Source organism: Micromonospora zhanjiangensis (assembly GCF_042650605.1).
In the GTDB taxonomy this organism is placed as follows: Bacteria; Actinomycetota; Actinomycetes; order Mycobacteriales; family Micromonosporaceae; genus Micromonospora_J; species Micromonospora_J zhanjiangensis.
The window spans coordinates 485655-501931 of the sequence record NZ_JBHSBN010000002.1 but is presented as its reverse complement, the minus strand read 5'-3'; the positions used below and the strand labels follow the sequence as shown (position 1 = coordinate 501931).

Genomic DNA, 16277 nt, shown 5'->3' with positions numbered 1-16277 from the left:
GACGACGGCTCAGGTGAGGCGGACGGACAGGCCCTTGCCGCCGAACTCGGCGCAGACGAAGACCGGCTCCCGGTCGGAGCTGAGCGCCGGGTCGTACCGGTAGCCGATGTCCGCGAAGCCGGTGAGGTCGTCGGCCCGCTCGGTGACCAGCCAGCGGGCGAACGCGCCGCGGGCGATCTTGGCGTGCACGACGATGAACTTCGGCTGACCGGTCTTCGGGTCGACGGTGAGGAACTTCGGCGTCACCACCCGGTCGGCATCGACGTACCTCGTGACGGTCCGGCTGTACTCGGCCGCGGCGAGGTTGACGATCCGGCCCCGGGCCGGCAACTGCTCGGCGATGGCGTCGCCCCAGAACTGGTACAGGTTCAGGCCGGGCAGCCGGTAACCCATCTCCAACCGGTACGGGTTTATGCCGTCGAACGGCCGCAGGATCCCGTACAGCCCGGACAGGATCCGCATGTGCGTGTCGGCGTACCGGCGGTCGGCCGGACCGAACGAGTCGACCCGCAGGCCGCTGTAGATGTCCCCGACGAACGCCTCGGCCGCCGCGACGGCCGGCTCGGGGCTCCAGTCGACGTACTGCGTCCTGGTCTTCTCGGCGAGGTCCGGCGAGATCGTCATCGCGCCGGCCAGCTCCGCCGGGGTGAGCCGGCGCAACCGGTCGATCAGCTCCGCCGCCCGGTCGACGAGCACCGGCGTACCCGAGGGTTGCGTCCCGGCCGTGGGCACCCGCATGGTCTTGGAGCTGTGCAGCAGGATGATCACCGAGGCATTCTCCCAGGGCGGGCGCCGGTCCGGACCGACCGGCACCCCTGCTACGGTGATCTCCGTCAGCGACGCGGAGGAGGTGAGCCCGGTGAACACCCGTTGTCACGTCTGGGCGCTCTTCTCCGCCGTCCCCCTCAGCTGACCTGTCGCGTCGGGGAGCGCCCTCCTTTCTCGGAGGACAGATGTCTTACTCCCCGTTTTCCATCGAGGTGCCCGAAGCGGTCCTCGACGACCTGCGGGCCCGGTTGGCCGGTACCCGTTTCACCACCCGCAGCGGCGACCGTCCGTGGTGTGCCGGTGTCGACCCGGACTACCTGCGGGAGCTGGTGGCCTACTGGCACACCGGGTTCGACTGGCGGGCAGCCGAGGCACGGCTCAACGCGTACCCGCAGCACCGGGTGACGATCGGCGGCCGAAAGCTGCACTTCCTGCTGGTCCGCGCGGTCCGGCCGGCCGGGGCGCCGGCGCGGCTGCCGTTGCTGCTCAGCCACGGCTGGCCCAGCAGCTTCGTCGAGATGCTGCCGCTGGTCGACCGGCTGACCGACCCCGCGCGGTTCGGGGCCGACCCCGCGGACGCGTTCGACGTGGTGGTGCCCTCGCTGCCCGGCTTCGGCTTCTCCGAGGTGCCGGCCGGGCCGGTGACCCGGGCGGCCCTGGCCCGGACGCTGCACGAGCTGATGACCGACGTCCTCGGCCACCAGCGGTACGGCGCGTTCGGCGGCGACGTCGGCGGGGTGGTGACCGGCTGGCTGGGCGCCCTGTACCCGGACCGGGTCGCCGGCATCCACATGATCCACCCGCCGTTCCCGGCCAGCTTCGACGCCCGGCCGCTGTCGGCGGCCGAACAGGCGTACCTGGACGCCGACGCGGCGTACGACGAGACCGACGGCGGCTACAGCGCCATCATGGGCACCCGGCCGGACACCCTCGCGGCGGCGCTGGCCGACTCCCCGGCCGGGCTGGCCGCCTGGCTCGTCGACAAGTACCGGGACTGGACCGACAACCGCGGGGACCTGGCCAACAGCGTCGACCGAGACACCCTGCTCACCATCGTCACGCTCTACTGGGTCACCGGCACGATCGGCTCGTCGTTCCGGCAGTACCTCGACTTCGAACACAACACCCCGCGACCGGACATCACCGTGCCGGCCGCGTTCACGGTGAGCACCGAACCGTCGATGGCGGGCTTCCCCCGGGAGATCGCCGAGCGGGCCTGCACCGACATCCGGCACTGGAGTGAGCCGGGCCGGGGCGGACACTTCATGCCACTGGAGGAGCCGGACCTGCTCGCCGGCGAGCTGCGGCAGTTCTTCGGCAGCCTGCGCCCGTAGCCGACGTGGTGGCGGAGCCGGGCCGATCCGCGGTCCGGCTCCGCCGCTGTTTCCGTCGCCGGTACTGCCGAGGCTTGGCCCCGAGAGTCGCGAAACTGGCTTGCACCTCCATCCGGTGGAGGTAGGACCGTAGGGCGATGGACGACGGCACGCTGTACACGATCGGGGAGCTGGCTCGGCGTACCGGACTGCCGGTGCGCACGATCCGGTTCTACTCCGACTCCGGTGTGTTGCCGCCGACCGATCGAAGCCCCGCCGGCCACCGGCTGTACGACATCGCGGCGCTGACCCGGCTGGAGCTGGTGCGCACGCTGCGCGAACTCGGTATCGATATTCCCACCATCCAGCGGGTGCTGGGTCGGGAGATCACGGTGCCGCAGGCCGCGCACGCCCACGCGGATGCCCTGGATGCGCAGATCAGCATCCTGCGGCTGCGCCGGGCGGTGTTGCGGGCAGTGGCCAAACGCGGGTCAAGTCCCGAGGAGATGGAGCTCATGCACAAACTGGCGAAGCTGTCCGACGTCGAGCGGCGGCGGATCATCCACGAATTTGTCGACGACGCGTTCGCGGACCTGGATGCGAACCCTGAGTTCGTGGCGATGCTGCGCGCGGCGACGCCGGACCTGCCCGACGACCCGTCCGCCGCGCAGGTGGAGGCGTGGGTGGAACTGGCCGAACTCGTTCAGGACCCCGATTTCAAGGCCAGCATCCGGCGCATGGCCGAACATCAGGCCGCGGAACGCGCCGAGGGCGACCCGGGCGGTCTGCACCACGAGTTGACCAGGAAGATCATCGAGCTGGTCACCGAGGCGCTCTCCGACGACGTCGATCCCGCGTCCGAGCGGGCGCGGCAGGTCGTTGACGAGCTCATGGGCCGGTACGCGGCCACCTTCGGCAAGGCCGACACAAGGGGATATCGCGAGACGGTGTTGCACCGGCTTGAGGTCGCCGGCGATCCTCGTGCCGAGCGGTACTGGCAACTGCTGGCCGTCATCAACGGCCAGCCGGCCCAGCCGAGTCTGAGGCCGGTGTTCGATTGGTTCATGGCTGCCCTACGCGACAGCCTCGACCATAAGTAGTCCAGCAACGCTCGCGCGCGCCCAGCGGGTATGGCGGATCATTTGTGATACGCCATACCCGGGAGGTCACCCAATGAGCAGCGGCTTCAGGAAGATCTTGCTGCGGATCTGTCAGATCCGGAGTTCCTGCGTAGCTACGTCGTCGAGTCGGTGCGGATCTCCACGACGGACGCGATCATCAACGCGCTGAACGAGCACGGGTAGCGGCAGGCCTGTCGAAGGCGGACATCGCCCGTGCAATCGGTGCCGAGCCGGCCACCGTTCGCCGCCTCTTCTCCACCGGCAACGTCAACCCCACCCTCAGCACGTTGACCGCGGTCGCCTCGGCTCTCGGCCTGCGCATCTCCGTTCAACCGATGACAGCCACCGAGCGGGCAGCGGTCACCGAGCCGCTGTTGACCGGTCGAGCTTCGCCCCACGGACAGCTCACGGGACCCACGGGTCCGTTGACAACTTCCCGTTAGGCGCCGATCAATCGCTCGTAGACAGCGCGATGCTTCCCTAACCCTTTGTAGTCGAGCATGACGGACACGCCGTGCTCCGTGCGGTCTCCGGCGACGTTGGTGAAGCCCAACCCGAGCCACGTAGTGTGCGCGGCGCGGTTGTCGGCTTCTGATGTGAGGAAGAGCCGGCCGCATCCCCAAAGGGAACCTCGGCGACGAACTTCTTCCACGAGTGCCCGCGTAACCCCTTGGCGGCGGTGGTCGGGGTGTGTCATCACGTCTTGCAGGTATATCTCTGACGGATTGACCTGACTTCGAAACGCGATCACGCTGCCGACGACCTGCCCGTCGATGAGGGCGAGCGGACAGGTGTCGGCGAACAGCGTCGCGTACAGCCAGTAGTCCGATGAACTGCGCAATCTGATATAGGGACCTCCCAGCGCCAGCAGTTTCTCAAGGTCGGGGATGCGATCCACCGTGAGCGGAGTGATGATCATGTACGGGGTCCTTCGGTAAGATCAATCGACGCGGTGAGATCCCGCAGTGCGAGAGCGGGGTCCAAAGAATCCGTGACTCCGCGACCGACGACGAGGATGTCCCATGAGCGGCGCCGGCTGGCTTCCCGGTCGGCGGGTTCGAACCCACCGGATACCGCGACCGGCAGTTTGGTCCACGACCTGATGAGCTGGGCTTGGTCAAGGGGATGGAAGCTCGCTACGCCCAGGTCAATGTTCGTGGTGACGGCAAAGCCGTCGACCCCCGCGCGTTCCATGTCCCGGATCCAATCTTGGACCAATCGACCCTCCGGCACATCGATCATGATGGGGACGGCGAATCGCCTGCTCGCTTCGACGGCTGCGGACACGCTGGCGATACTGGCGGGTCCGATGAGAAGTACGACGTCGGCTCCGGCTTCGGCTGCGAGGACCACTTGGTCACGTCCCCAGTCCGCAGACATCATCTCGGCAACGATCGACACACCAGCGACTTGCTGCTTGACGGCACTGATGGCGTGAACGCCGACGGCTTTTATCAGCGGATCACCGATCTCGACGAACTGCACGCCAACGGCGGCGGCGGCCTGCGCGACCGTGACGGCATGGTCGATGTCGCGGACATCGAGCGCGACTTGAATTGCGCGTCCGCCTCGAAGCCGACGGAATGCCTCCTTGCCAATGACTGTGGCCTCCTTTGTGGCTGCATCCTGCTGGTCAAGTAGATTGGCCTCCGCGCGAACGAGCCAGTCGGCCGAGGCGACACCCTGACGGACCAAGGCAGACTGAACGTTCATCGGCAACTGCGTAGCGCCGGTGCGAATTTCTCGCAGCAGACCAAACAAGGCAGCGCGCGCTGACTCCTCGTCTTGGAGCGGTTGCTTGCCAGATTTGAAGAGGAGCCGCTGTGCGGCGACCCGAACGTTCCGAGGGCCGTTTCGCCATACTCTTTGACTGTTGAGGACCATGTCGGTGACTGACTCGTCGACCGCAGCCTTGGCAGAAAGCCCTTGGAGGAGACGTTCGCGGACGTGCCAGTTTCGGTCGTCGAGAAGAGCGGCGCGGAGGTGGTCCAGGCCGGGCAGGCTTGACCGGCCGACGCCGTCGGCGACGGCGGCGCGAACTTTGTAATCGCGATCGACAATCAACGAATTCAAGATCAAATCTATCGATCGGCGCGGAATCACGCCGCACTCTCGGATCCTTTCGATAAGAGCGGCGCGAACTCGCCAGTCGTAGTGGGCCAGGAGCGCGTTCAATTCCTGGGAACTGCCCTCATCATCGGCGAGGAGGACGTCGAAGTGCCGAGCGAGAAATACCGCATCCTCCACGGTAGCGAAGTCCGCCAGACGGACGAAGTTGTGGACGGCCGCGACGGAAAGCCGCGTCTCGACGCACGCCGCGATGTCGGACCAGACGGCTGGGCCAAAGCGGCGCAATACCCGCAGCATCCATCGGGGGTGCTCCGCGCCCAACGCTCCAACCGCAGCACTGGTACGCAGAAGTGCCCTCGCAAGCGGCAGACCGTTGCCATGTAGACACCGAGAGGCACACCCACGCAGCACCTCGGCCGTGGCGAAGGCCGGGCTTTCACCGGTGAGTTCGAGCATCAAAGGCAGCGATTCAGTGACGCTGATCGATGGCGACTGGGCGACAGCGGCAAGAAGCTCCGGTGCGGCCGCATCCAAGCCCTGCAACAGGAATTCCAGGACGCCTCGCAGATCGCCCGACAGGTGCGTCCGAGCGGTCAGATCATTGAGTAGCTCGATGGTGACAGCTGAGCGTCCGTGGGACTCGATGAGCTGAGCGAGCCAGCGCGCGAAGAGGAAATCACGAATGACATCGTGATGAAATGTCAGGCCGCCGAACTGACCAGACCGCACGAGTCTCGCGATCGGCGACACCGCGAGGTCACCAGTCCCCGGCGGGTCAGCTTCAATCTTGGGGAGCAGGTGGTGCGGCCATGTCGCGGCGAGCTGCCTGCGCGCGAGCGCCGTCAACTCCGCCATTGCGCGTTCGACTTCCAATCCTGCCGCCTTCAAGATCGAGGCGACGCAGAACTCCACGAGCCGATAGGCATTAGTCTCCCAAATGGGCTCAGTGGACTCAGCAGCCCGGATAAGACTCATGTACAGCGGCAAACGAGCCAGATTTCGGATTTTTGGAGGCAGGGCGTCGAAGGGAGGTTGATTGGGACGCCGCTGCCCGTTCCACACTTCTCGGGCCGTGCCGACATCCCAGCGGTCCAGTTTCAGTGACGGGCCGGCGGGATGACCTCGACCAGGCATGACTGCTGCCGATAGGACAGGGTAAGGGGCGAGCTCCATATCCGGTGGCGTGCGCAGCACGAGGAGGAATCTCAGGTTGCCGGATAGCACCTGTCGCAGCATGCCGTCGAGCTGGTGGCAGATCCTCTCCATGACGGCGTGGGACTGCGGACTGTCGATGACGACGAGCAGTGGTCTGGACAGCTTCTCGCCCTCATCTTCCAGGGTTAGCAGAGGGTCATCACCGGCCGACTGGGAGCCGTAGCGAAGGACCTCCCGCGCGAGGTCGAAGTCCTCCGCCCACGAGTCCGAAGCCAGCAGTTGCACGTCCACTCCTGCGGCTCGCGTCGCCAGGTAGCGACTCAATCTCGTCTTGCCGCAGCCAGGAGGACCGGTAACCAGGCATACCCGAGCGGTCGAGCCTATATAGTTCGCGACCAACTGCCGAACATCGGTCGGAGGCAGGTATACGAGATCGTCGTGCTGTTGGCCGTTGACCGCCGCGAGGACCGCGGCCGTCCGCTCCCTGGAACGGGTACCAAGATCCTGTTTCGCGGTTCGAGCGCCATCGGCAGGTGCCGGTGCTGTGCCCAAACCGGTGACAACTGGTGTGCCAATGGACTGGGCGAACCGCTGCTTGACCTCCGTTGGCGACCGCGCCAGATCGACATCGAGCATCTGCTGGGTCTCGTAGCGCATGCGGGTTGCGGCGCCGCGCTTCTCCCAGTTGGAGACGGCCGCCGAATTTACACCCAAGTGCTCCGCGAAGCCGCGCACGCTCATGCGAAGAGCAAGGCGCAGCGCTTTGGCCTCGCGACCGGTCCACCGTCGCACCGTTTCCATGGGTCATTCCCCCCGGCCATGCACTCAGCGTCATTGTCGCAGTCGGGAGCGTAGTCGACGATGGCCTGCCCAGACGAGCTGAAACTAGGACAACACTAGAACGTCTACGCGTCGTCGTGGCACGCCACAGGCCGGCAGTCTGGTCGTAGACAACCACGGTGGTGAATAGGCGAATCGAACCTCGCCGCCCTACCACTGTGGTCAGGCGCCGCGTTTGCGAGCGGCGGTGATGAGGTACAGCCGGAGGTCGTGGGCGCGGCAACGCCCCGGCCTCCGGCCACGCCGGAAGGTGAGAACGCCCGTGGTCCTCCGAGTCATGCTGATCGTGCTGGTCAGCCTGGTGCCCGGATTCCTGCTCGGACTCTTCGCGTTCAGGGTCAAGTCTCGGTGGTGTCCGCGCTGCGGCGCGACCACCGACGCCCTGCACCGGGCGGTACGGCGATGACCGCGCCCGGCAGGGCGGACCGCGTCGAGCTGCCGATCGGGCGGCGGGTCGCCCGGTTACGGACCCGGCTGGGGATGAGTCAGCAGGTCTTCGCCGACCGAATGGGCCGGTCGGTGAGCTGGGTCGACAAGGTCGAGCGTGGCGTGCGGAGACTCGACCGGCTCTCGGTCATCGAGGCGGTCGCCGCAACCCTCGGGGTCACCCCGGAGGTCCTGCTCGACCGGGACGACACGCGCGAGCCGGTCGCCGGGGTCGGCGTCGCTGTCGAACGCGTACGGGCCGCCCTGGTCTGCTACGACCCGGCCGGCACCGCACGCGACGCGGCGTCTCCGGCCGGCGCCGATCTCGTCAAACGGGTGGGCTACGGGTGGGCGGCCTACCGGCATGCCCAGTATCCGCAGGTGCTCGGGATGCTGCCGGACCTGCTCACCGACGCGCGGCACGCCCGGGGAGCGACCGGCTCGGGGCCGGCCGCCGGGCCGCTGGCGCGGGCGTACCGGCTCACCGCGCAGGTGCTGGTGAAACTCGGTGAGATGGAACTCGCCTGGTTGGCCGCGGACCGGGCGATCAGCACCGCCGCCGATCCGCGCGGTGCCGCGCTGGCGGTGGTCCCGCTCGCGCAGACGCTCCGCGCCCTCGACCGAGGGAGGCTGGCGATGTCCGTCACCATCACCACGGCGCACCGGCTCTGCCCGGCACCGTCGGACGGGTCTTTGCCCGCCGATCCCGCGCTGGTCGGGACGCTGTTGGTCCAGGCCGCTCTCGCCGCCGCGGACTGCGGCGACGTCAGCGCCGCGCACGAACTCGTGGCCCGCGCCGGCGACGTCGCCCACGCTGAGCAGCCTGGTCACGACAGCCGCGCCGCCGGGATCGCCCACGCCGCACAGCCTGGTCACGACAGCCACGCCCTCGGGGTCACCCAGGCTGAGCAGCCTGGTCGCGGCACCGGCGATGACGAACTCGTCTTCGGGATCGACGTGGTTCACCTCGCCTGCGCGCTGGTGGCCGCCCGACTCGGCGACAACGAGGCGGCCATCGCCGCGCATCTACGGGTCACGACCGGTGGCGCGTGGTCACGGTTGCCCGCCGAGCATCGGGCCGCGCACCTGATCGACATCAGCCGGGCGTACCTGAACGGCGGCGACCACCGCGCCGCCGGTCACGCCCTCGTCACCGCCGACCGCGTCGCCCCCGCCGAGACCCGTCTCCGCCCCGCCGCGCGTGCCGCCCTGACGGCCGTACTGAATGCGGGTCCGCCCCGCGCGGACGTCGCCGGCCTCGCCGCGACCGTCGGGCTGGCCCGGCCGTGACACCGGGAGTCGGATGCCGGGCGAATACAGAACGACCGACCGAGGCAGCGGAAGGCGTAGCCAACATCCGTGCTGTCTACTACGGAACGCGGTCCGTCGCGCCGAGGTAGCTGCGGACGGCGGTCGCCAAAGCTGTGAGGGTGGTGTGGGTGAGCTGGCCGGCCGGCCCGGCGACTGATCCCGGGTCCAGCGCCCGCATCCGGGAGAGATCGATGACGGCGGCGGTCGGCCAGTCCTGCCGGCTGAGCGGCACGAGGAACGCGGGTGCGAGGTCGGGTGCGGCTCGTTCGCGAAGCGGAGCCACCAGACCGTGGTCCGGGTTGTATCGATCCGCCGTGACGACGACGACGCGCAGCCGGTGGCTGCCCACCGTGTACTGCAGGATGCTTCCCCGCCTCACCCGGCGGGCCAGGGCTCGTCATGGTGGGCGGCGAACTCGTCCAGGGCCGCTCGCTCATCCTCGTCGGCTTCGGCGTCCCAGCGCCGGTACGCCTCCAGGGCCGCGGCCTCCAGGTACTCGGCCAGTGCGGCATTGACGGTGGCGGACATCGTGGTCCCGGGCGTGCGCTGGACATGGGCGGTCAGCATCCGGTCGACCTCGGGGCGCATGGACAGGGTGCGTTTGATCGCCTGCGTCATACCACCAGAGGCTACCACCAGGCGGTGGTATTGCCGCATCACGAAACGCACCGAACCCGTACCGTCGTCGGCGGGTCACCCAGCGGCACCGGGTGTGCGGCGGTCGGGCGGCGATCGGGTGCCGTCCGTCGCGTCGCGTGGCAGATCGTCGTACCGGTCGGGCAGGATGCAGGGCGTGTGCCGTGACCCGAGACCGACGCTGACCGGACCACCGACCCTGACCGGACCGCAGCGATGACCGACGACGTGCCGGAGAGCCCCGGCCAGCCGGTCGGTCTGGTGCTGGGCACCGCCGACGCCACGCCGTTGCAGTTCTGGACCGCGGTGACCCCCGGCAACTACCTGCAGCTCGACGACGTGGTGGTGACCCGCCGCGAGCTGCCGGACCGGGAGCCGGTCACCATCGCCGGGGTGGTCACCCAGGTCCGGGCCCGGCACGAGGGCGCGCAGTTCGACTCGGACGTGTTCGCCATCGCCGACGGCACGTTGCCGGCGATGGTGCAGGAGGCGGCCGAGATCACCACCACCCGGGTCGACCCGGAGCTGTACGTGCCGCCGGCCCCGGGTGCGGTGGTGCACCGGGCCGAGGGCGACGCGCGGGCCCGGGCGCTGCACTTCGACCGGATGGAACGGCGGGTGCCGATGGGGATGGGCCGGGACGGCGTACCGGTCTATCTGAACGCCGACTTCCTGGACGGCAGCCGCGGCGCACACGTGTCGATCTCCGGCATCTCCGGGGTGGCCACCAAGACCAGCTTCGCCACCTTCCTGCTCTACTCGGTGTTCCGCTCCGGCGTGCTGGGCGGGGACGCGGTCAACGCCAAGGCGCTGATCTTCAACGTCAAGGGCGAGGACCTGCTCTTCCTCGACCATCCGAACAACCGGCTCGACGCGGCGACCACCGAGGCGTACGCGAAGCTCGGGTTGTCGGCGGGGGCGTTCCCGGACGTCCGGGTCTACGCGCCGCCGCGGGCCGGCGACTCGTCCGGCACGCCGGACGTGAGCAGCCGGCTGGCCGGGGTGGACAGCTTCTACTGGACGCTCACCGAGTTCTGCGCCGACCGGCTGCTGCCGTACGTCTTCGCCGACGCGGACGACGAACGCCAGCAGTACACGATGGTGGTGCACTCGGTCGCCGCCCACCTGGCCCGGTACGCGCAGCCGGCGGACGGCGGGATCAGCATCGACGGCACCCGGATCGGCTCCTACCCGGACCTGGTCGACCACGTCGTCGAGCAGCTCAGCGACGACGAGACCCGGTCCGACTGGGCCGGCAGCGCGGTCGGGCTGGGCACCGTCAACGCGTTCGCCCGGCGACTGATCAACAGCAAGCGGGACCTGTCCCGGCTGATCCGCGGCGATCTGGCCAGTCGCCGGCCGCACGCCATCAACACCGCGGAGAGCGCCCAGGTCACCGTGGTCGACCTGCACAACCTGCCGGACCGGGCGCAGCGGTTCGTGGTCGGCGTGACGCTGAAGACCGAGTTCGAGCGCAAGGAGAAGGCCGGCACCGCCAAGCCGCTGCTGTTCGTGGTCCTCGACGAGTTGAACAAGTACGCCCCGCGGGAGGGCTCGTCGCCGATCAAGGAGGTGCTGCTGGACATCGCCGAGCGCGGCCGGTCGCTCGGCGTGATCCTGGTCGGGGCGCAGCAGACCGCCAGCGAGGTGGAGCGCCGGATCGTCACCAACTCGGCGATCCGGGTGGTCGGCCGGCTCGACCCGGCCGAGGCGTCCCGCCCGGAGTACGGCTTCCTGCCGCCCGCCCAGCGGCAGCGGGCGCTGCTGGCCAAGCCCGGCACGATGTTCGTCAACCAGCCGGACATCCCGGTGCCGCTGTGCCTGGAGTTCCCGTTCCCGGCCTGGGCGACCCGGGTCTCCGAGGCCGGTACGGCGCCGTCCGGGACGCTGCGGTCGATCACCCAGGCGGCCGACCCGTTCGTGGTGGTCGGCTCGGGCGGCAGCGGGTCGATCAGCGACGACGACATCCCGTTCTGAGGAGGAGCGCCATCAAGGTCCTGCACACCTCCGACTGGCACGTCGGCAAGGTCCTCAAGGGACAGTCCCGGTACGACGAGCACAAGCGGGTGCTGGCCCAACTGGTCGAGATCGCCCGGGACGAGCAGCCCGACCTGGTGCTCGTCGCCGGCGACCTGTACGACACGGCGGCGCCCACCCCGGACGCGACCCGGCTGGTCACCCGGGCGCTGACGGCGCTGCGCCGGACCGGGGCGCAGGTGGTGGCGATCGGCGGCAACCACGACAACGGTCCGGCCCTGGACGCGCTGCGGCCGTGGGCCGAGGCGGCCGGGATCACCCTGCGCGGCAGCGTCCGGGACACCGCGGCCGACCACGTCGTGGACGGCAGCACCGCGGCCGGCGAGCGCTGGCGAGTAGCCGCCCTGCCGTTCCTGTCCCAGCGGTACGCGGTCCGCGCCGTCGAGATGTACGAGTTGACCGCCGCCGAGGCCACCCAGACGTACGCGGACCACATGGGCCGGCTGCTGGCCCGGCTCACCGAGGGCTTCGACGAGCCGGACCGGGTGCACCTGGTCACCGCCCACCTGACCGTGGTGGGCGCGAGCACCGGCGGCGGGGAGCGGGAGGCGCACACCGTGCTCGGCTACGCCGTACCGGCGACGGTGTTCCCGACCTCGGCGCACTACGTGGCGCTGGGGCACCTGCACCGGGCGCAGCAGGTGCTCGGCCCGTGCCCGGTCCGCTACAGCGGCAGCCCGCTCGCGGTCGACTTCGGCGAGGAGGAGAACACCCCGTCGGTGACCGTGGTCGAGGTGACCGCCGGCACCGCCGCCAAGGTACGCGAGGTGCCGATCACCGCCGCCACGCCGCTGCGTACCGTCCGGGGCACGTTGGCCGAGTTGGCCGAGCTGACCGACCAGGACGCCTGGTTGCGGGTGTACGTCCGGGAGGCGCCGCGGGCCGGGTTGCGCGAGGAGGTGCAGGAGCTGCTGCCCCGCGCGCTGGAGGTACGGATCGACCCGGACCTGGTGCCCACGGTGTCCGGCACCCGCACCGCGCAGCGGGCCGGCCGGTCCCCGATGGAGTTGTTCGGCGAATACCTGGACAGCCGGGGGCAGGGCGACGACGGCGTCCGGGACCTGTTCAACGAGCTGTACGAGGAGGTGGCGAAGTAGTGCGTCCGTTGCGCCTGGACCTGGCCGGGTTCACCGTCTTCCGGGACGAGACCACCATCGACTTCACCGACGCCGACTTCTTCGCCCTGGTCGGGCCGACCGGTTCGGGCAAGTCGACGGTGCTGGACGCGATCTGCTTCGCCCTCTACGGCCAGGTGCCGCGCTGGGGCAGCAGCCGGGGCATCGGCAACGCGCTCGCGCCGTCGGCCACCGAGGCACGGGTCCGGCTGGTCTTCGAGTCGGCCGGCGACCGGTACGTGGCGACCCGGGTGGTCCGCCGCGACGGCCGGGGCAACGTCAAGACCGGCAACGCCGGGCTGCAGTTGATGCCGCCCGGGTTCGACGTGACCAAACTGGACACCGGGATGTCCCCGGACGACCTCGGTGAGGTGGTGGCCGGCACCCCGGCCGAGATGGACGACGCGGTGCTGGCCGCGGTGGGCCTGCCGTACGAGCAGTTCACCACCTGCGTGGTGCTGCCGCAGGGGCAGTTCGCCGACTTCCTGCACGCCAAGCCGGCGACCCGGCAGCAGATCCTGGTCAACCTGCTCGGCCTGGGCGTCTACGAGTCGATCCAGAAGCGGGCCGCCGACCGGGCCAACCGGGCCGAGGCCCAGTTGGCCGCCGTCGACCAGGTGCTGGCCGGGCTGGACGGGGCCGACGAGGCGTCGGTGGCCGGCGCCGCCGAGCGGGTCACCGCGATGCGCGAGCTGGCCGAGCGGGTCGAGTCGGCGCTGCCAGAGCTGGACCGGGCCCGCCGGGCGGCCGCAGCCGTCGAGGCCGAGCTGGCCACCGTGGACGCCGAGATCACCGAACTGGGCCGGGTCCGGGCACCCCGGGACGCCGCCGCCGTGGCCCGCACTGTCGCGCAGGCCCGCACCGCCGCCACCGACGCCGGCGCGGCCGTCGCGGTGGCCGAGGAACGCGAGGACAAGGTACGCGGACAGGTGGCCGCCGCCGGTGACCCGACCGCCCTGGAACTCCTGCTCAAGGCGCACGCCGAACGGGACCGGGTGGCCGCCGAGGCCGAGTCGCTGGGCGGGGCGCTGACCGCCGCGCAGGCCGATCACACCGCCGCGGCGCGGGCGCTCGACGCGGCCCGGGGCGAGGCCGAGCGGGCGGCCGCCGAGTTGGAGGCGGCCCGCCGGGCGTACCAGGACGCGCAGGCCGCCGACCGGGCCGCCGCGCTGCGGTCCCAGCTCACCGCCGGCGAGCCCTGCCCGGTGTGCGCCCAGCCGGTGCACGACGTGCCGGCGTTGCCGGCCGGGTCGGCGGTGGCCGCCGCGGAGGCCGCCGGCAAGGTGGCCCGGACCGCCGCCGACGCCGCCACGACGGTGGTCACCCAGCGCGAGCGGGCCGCCCGCGACCTGGAACGCACCCTGGACCGGGCCCGGGCCCAGCACGACCAGTTGCGGACCCGGCTGGCCGAGCTGGCCGACCAGCTCGCCGACTCGCCCGGCCCGGCCGCGCTGCGCCGGGAACTCGACGCGGTGGGCGCGCTGCGCCGGGAGCTGGACGAGGCCGGCGGCGCGGTACGGGCGGCCCGGGAGGCGGCCCGCCGGGCCCGCGGCGCGGTGGACGCGGCCGAGGAACGGATCCGGGTCGCCTGGCGCGACTTCGACACCACCCGGGACGGGCTGGCCCGGCTCGGCCCGCCGGCCGCGGACCGGGACGACGTGGCCCGGGCCTGGGCCGGGTTGTGCGACTGGGCCGGCGCGCAGGCCGACCGGCGGCGGGCCGCCCGGGTCGCGGTGGCCGAGACGGTGACCGGCGCACACGAGACCGTCGCCGCGGTGGACGCGCGGATCCGCGCGCTGTTCACCGCCGCCGAGGTGGCCCCGGGCGCCGGTCCGGCCGGCGACGACCACGGCCGGACCGCGGCGGTGGCCGTGGAACGGGCCGAGGCCGAACACCGCCGGCTGGTCGAGCGGTACGAACAGGCCCGGCAGCTCACCGGGCAGCGGACCGAGCACGAACGCGCCGCCCGGGTGGCCAAGGCGCTCGCCGGTCACCTGCGGGCCAACAACTTCGAACGCTGGCTGCTGGCCGAGGCGCTGGACATGCTGGTCGACGGGGCGTCCCGGATCCTGCGGGAGTTGTCGTCCGGGCAGTACGACCTGGTGCACGACAAGGGCGAGTTCTTCGTGGTCGACCACCACGACGCCGGGCTGCGGCGCGGGGTGCGGACGCTGTCCGGCGGTGAGACCTTCCAGGCGTCGCTGGCCCTGGCCCTGGCGCTGTCCGAACAACTCGCCGGCCTTTCCACGACCGCGGCCAGCCTGGAGTCGATCGTGCTCGACGAGGGCTTCGGCACGCTGGACGTGGCCACCCTGGACACCGTGGCGGCCACCCTGGAGGGGCTGGCCGCCCGGGGCGACCGGATGGTGGGCGTGGTGACCCACGTGCCGGCGCTGGCCGAACGGGTGCCGGTCCGGTTCGAGGTCCGCAAGAACGCCCGCACCGCCCGGGTCGAACGGACCGGCCTGTGACCGGGGTGAGCGGGGCCGCCGCCGGCTGGCACGTCGACGCGTGGAGTCCCAGCTACGGCACGTCGTTCGAGCAGGCGGAGAGCGGTGGCGACGGGCCGACCACCGAGAGCAGCGCGCAGGTGGACACCGACGTGGAGCTGCCGGCCGCCACCTGGCGCCCGCTCGCCGCGCCGCCGACCGTGCGGCCACCGTCGGTGGTGCTGCTGGTCGACGGGGTACGCCGGATCGACGCGGGACTGTGGACCCGGGAGTCGGACGGCAGCTCGTACCCGGGCATCGCGGCCTCGTACGCCGCCGGGGTGGTCCGCTGCGACCTGCGCCGGGGGGCGGCCGAGATGGTCAGCCGGCGGGTGGACCGGGGTCTGTTCACGGCCAGCCAGGAGGCGCCGGACCTGGTGGCCGGCACGGTCCGCTACCGGGTGCACCGGGTCGGCACCAGCGACGTGGCCAAGCTGAGCCAGACCGTGCAGGGCCCGCTCACCGAACTGGAGGTGGCGGTGTCGGCGCAGGTCCGGCAGGAACACACGGCGGACGACGACGACCTGCTGGTGGTGGACGGGCCGTTGCGCAAGCGCCGGCACCTGGCCCGCACCCTGGGCTACGTCAAGACGCAGCAGGGCAGATACCTGTCCGCCGCGCTGTCCGCCGTGGTCACCTCGCTGGCGCCGGGTCAGCGCTGCCCGGTGTTCCGGGTCGGCACGGCCTGGGGCGGCTTCTCCTGGTATCTGCGCCTGCCCGGGCCGGCCGGCGCGCCGTGGAGCGGCATCGTCCGGGTCGAGTGCTCCACCGACCTGCCGCCGGCCGAGGCGGTCCGGCTCGCCGACCTGTCCCTGGTCACCCTGCCCCGGTTCGCCTCCACGTCGTACAAGGATCCCCGCGCGCCGCAGAACCTGATCCCGATCGCCGGCCTGGAACGGCGGCTGCGTGGCCTGTTGGGCGACGCCCGGCTGCTGCACCGGGCGTTGACCATCTCCGCGGCCGGTTCCCGGCCGCGCGGTTGAGCCGGGCCCACCC

Annotated in this window: 13 protein-coding genes and 1 pseudogene; 9 read left to right on the top strand and 5 right to left on the bottom strand. The window is 70.8% G+C overall.

Annotation, left to right across the window (positions count from 1 at the left end; genetic code table 11):
* Positions 1-9: 9 nt before the first annotated feature.
* Positions 10-768, bottom strand: coding sequence for a YaaA family protein (locus tag ACFOX0_RS05390; protein WP_377542536.1), 759 nt, complete (start codon positions 766-768; stop codon positions 10-12).
* 185 nt (positions 769-953) lie between these two features.
* Between ACFOX0_RS05390 and ACFOX0_RS05385 the strand changes: the two genes are divergently transcribed.
* The 3 genes and pseudogenes from ACFOX0_RS05385 to ACFOX0_RS05375 all read left to right on the top strand — a co-directional run.
* Positions 954-2102 (top strand): epoxide hydrolase family protein, encoded by a 1149-nt coding sequence (locus tag ACFOX0_RS05385; protein WP_377542410.1) that lies wholly within the window; start codon positions 954-956, stop codon positions 2100-2102.
* A gap of 137 nt (positions 2103-2239) precedes the next feature.
* A complete protein-coding gene (locus ACFOX0_RS05380) occupies positions 2240-3181 on the top strand; it encodes a MerR family transcriptional regulator (RefSeq protein ID WP_377542409.1) in 942 nt (313 codons plus the stop codon).
* Positions 3182-3381: 200 nt separating this feature from the next.
* Positions 3382-3645, top strand: a pseudogene (locus tag ACFOX0_RS05375) (helix-turn-helix domain-containing protein); the annotation flags it as partial.
* On the opposite strand, the gene ACFOX0_RS05370 reads toward ACFOX0_RS05375, so the two are convergent.
* Together ACFOX0_RS05370 and ACFOX0_RS05365 are read right to left on the bottom strand one after the other, a co-directional pair.
* Positions 3642-4121, bottom strand: coding sequence for a GNAT family N-acetyltransferase (locus tag ACFOX0_RS05370; RefSeq protein ID WP_377542408.1), 480 nt, complete (start codon positions 4119-4121; stop codon positions 3642-3644). The pseudogene ACFOX0_RS05375 and the gene ACFOX0_RS05370 sit on opposite strands and share 4 nt — an antisense overlap.
* Entirely contained in the window at positions 4118-7228 is a 3111-nt protein-coding gene (locus ACFOX0_RS05365; RefSeq protein WP_377542406.1) for an orotidine 5'-phosphate decarboxylase / HUMPS family protein, read from the bottom strand. The genes ACFOX0_RS05370 and ACFOX0_RS05365 overlap by 4 nt, the downstream gene beginning before the upstream one ends.
* Positions 7229-7529: 301 nt before the next feature.
* Between ACFOX0_RS05365 and ACFOX0_RS05360 the strand changes: the two genes are divergently transcribed.
* Both ACFOX0_RS05360 and ACFOX0_RS05355 read left to right on the top strand, forming a co-directional pair.
* Complete coding sequence (locus tag ACFOX0_RS05360; RefSeq protein ID WP_377542405.1) at positions 7530-7673, top strand: hypothetical protein; 144 nt, start codon at positions 7530-7532, stop codon at positions 7671-7673.
* On the top strand, positions 7670-8983 hold the full coding sequence (locus ACFOX0_RS05355; protein ID WP_377542404.1) for a helix-turn-helix domain-containing protein: 1314 nt from the start codon (positions 7670-7672) through the stop codon (positions 8981-8983). The genes ACFOX0_RS05360 and ACFOX0_RS05355 overlap by 4 nt, the downstream gene beginning before the upstream one ends.
* A 79-nt stretch (positions 8984-9062) precedes the next feature.
* Here ACFOX0_RS05355 and ACFOX0_RS05350 read toward each other — a convergent pair whose 3' ends face one another.
* Together ACFOX0_RS05350 and ACFOX0_RS05345 are read right to left on the bottom strand one after the other, a co-directional pair.
* The gene (locus tag ACFOX0_RS05350; protein ID WP_377542403.1) at positions 9063-9383 is read right to left on the bottom strand and encodes a type II toxin-antitoxin system PemK/MazF family toxin; all 321 of its coding nucleotides are present in this window, start codon (positions 9381-9383) and stop codon (positions 9063-9065) included.
* Positions 9380-9622: a hypothetical protein gene (locus ACFOX0_RS05345; protein ID WP_377542402.1), complete on the bottom strand. Its 243-nt coding sequence runs from the start codon at positions 9620-9622 to the stop codon at positions 9380-9382. Before ACFOX0_RS05345 ends, ACFOX0_RS05350 begins: the two co-directional genes overlap by 4 nt.
* A gap of 234 nt (positions 9623-9856) precedes the next feature.
* Between ACFOX0_RS05345 and ACFOX0_RS05340 the strand changes: the two genes are divergently transcribed.
* The 4 genes from ACFOX0_RS05340 to ACFOX0_RS05325 are packed head-to-tail and all read left to right on the top strand — an operon-like array spanning position 9857 to position 16264.
* The gene (locus tag ACFOX0_RS05340) at positions 9857-11617 is read left to right on the top strand and encodes an ATP-binding protein (RefSeq protein WP_377542401.1); all 1761 of its coding nucleotides are present in this window, start codon (positions 9857-9859) and stop codon (positions 11615-11617) included.
* 11 nt (positions 11618-11628) lie between these two features.
* A complete protein-coding gene (locus ACFOX0_RS05335; RefSeq protein WP_377542535.1) occupies positions 11629-12774 on the top strand; it encodes an exonuclease SbcCD subunit D in 1146 nt (381 codons plus the stop codon).
* Positions 12774-15263 carry an AAA family ATPase gene (locus ACFOX0_RS05330; protein ID WP_377542400.1) on the top strand — a complete coding sequence of 830 codons (2490 nt, stop codon included), beginning with the start codon at positions 12774-12776 and terminating at the stop codon, positions 15261-15263. Before ACFOX0_RS05335 ends, ACFOX0_RS05330 begins: the two co-directional genes overlap by 1 nt.
* 5 nt (positions 15264-15268) lie before the next feature.
* Positions 15269-16264 carry a hypothetical protein gene (locus ACFOX0_RS05325; RefSeq protein ID WP_377542534.1) on the top strand — a complete coding sequence of 332 codons (996 nt, stop codon included), beginning with the start codon at positions 15269-15271 and terminating at the stop codon, positions 16262-16264.
* Positions 16265-16277 lie beyond the last annotated feature (13 nt).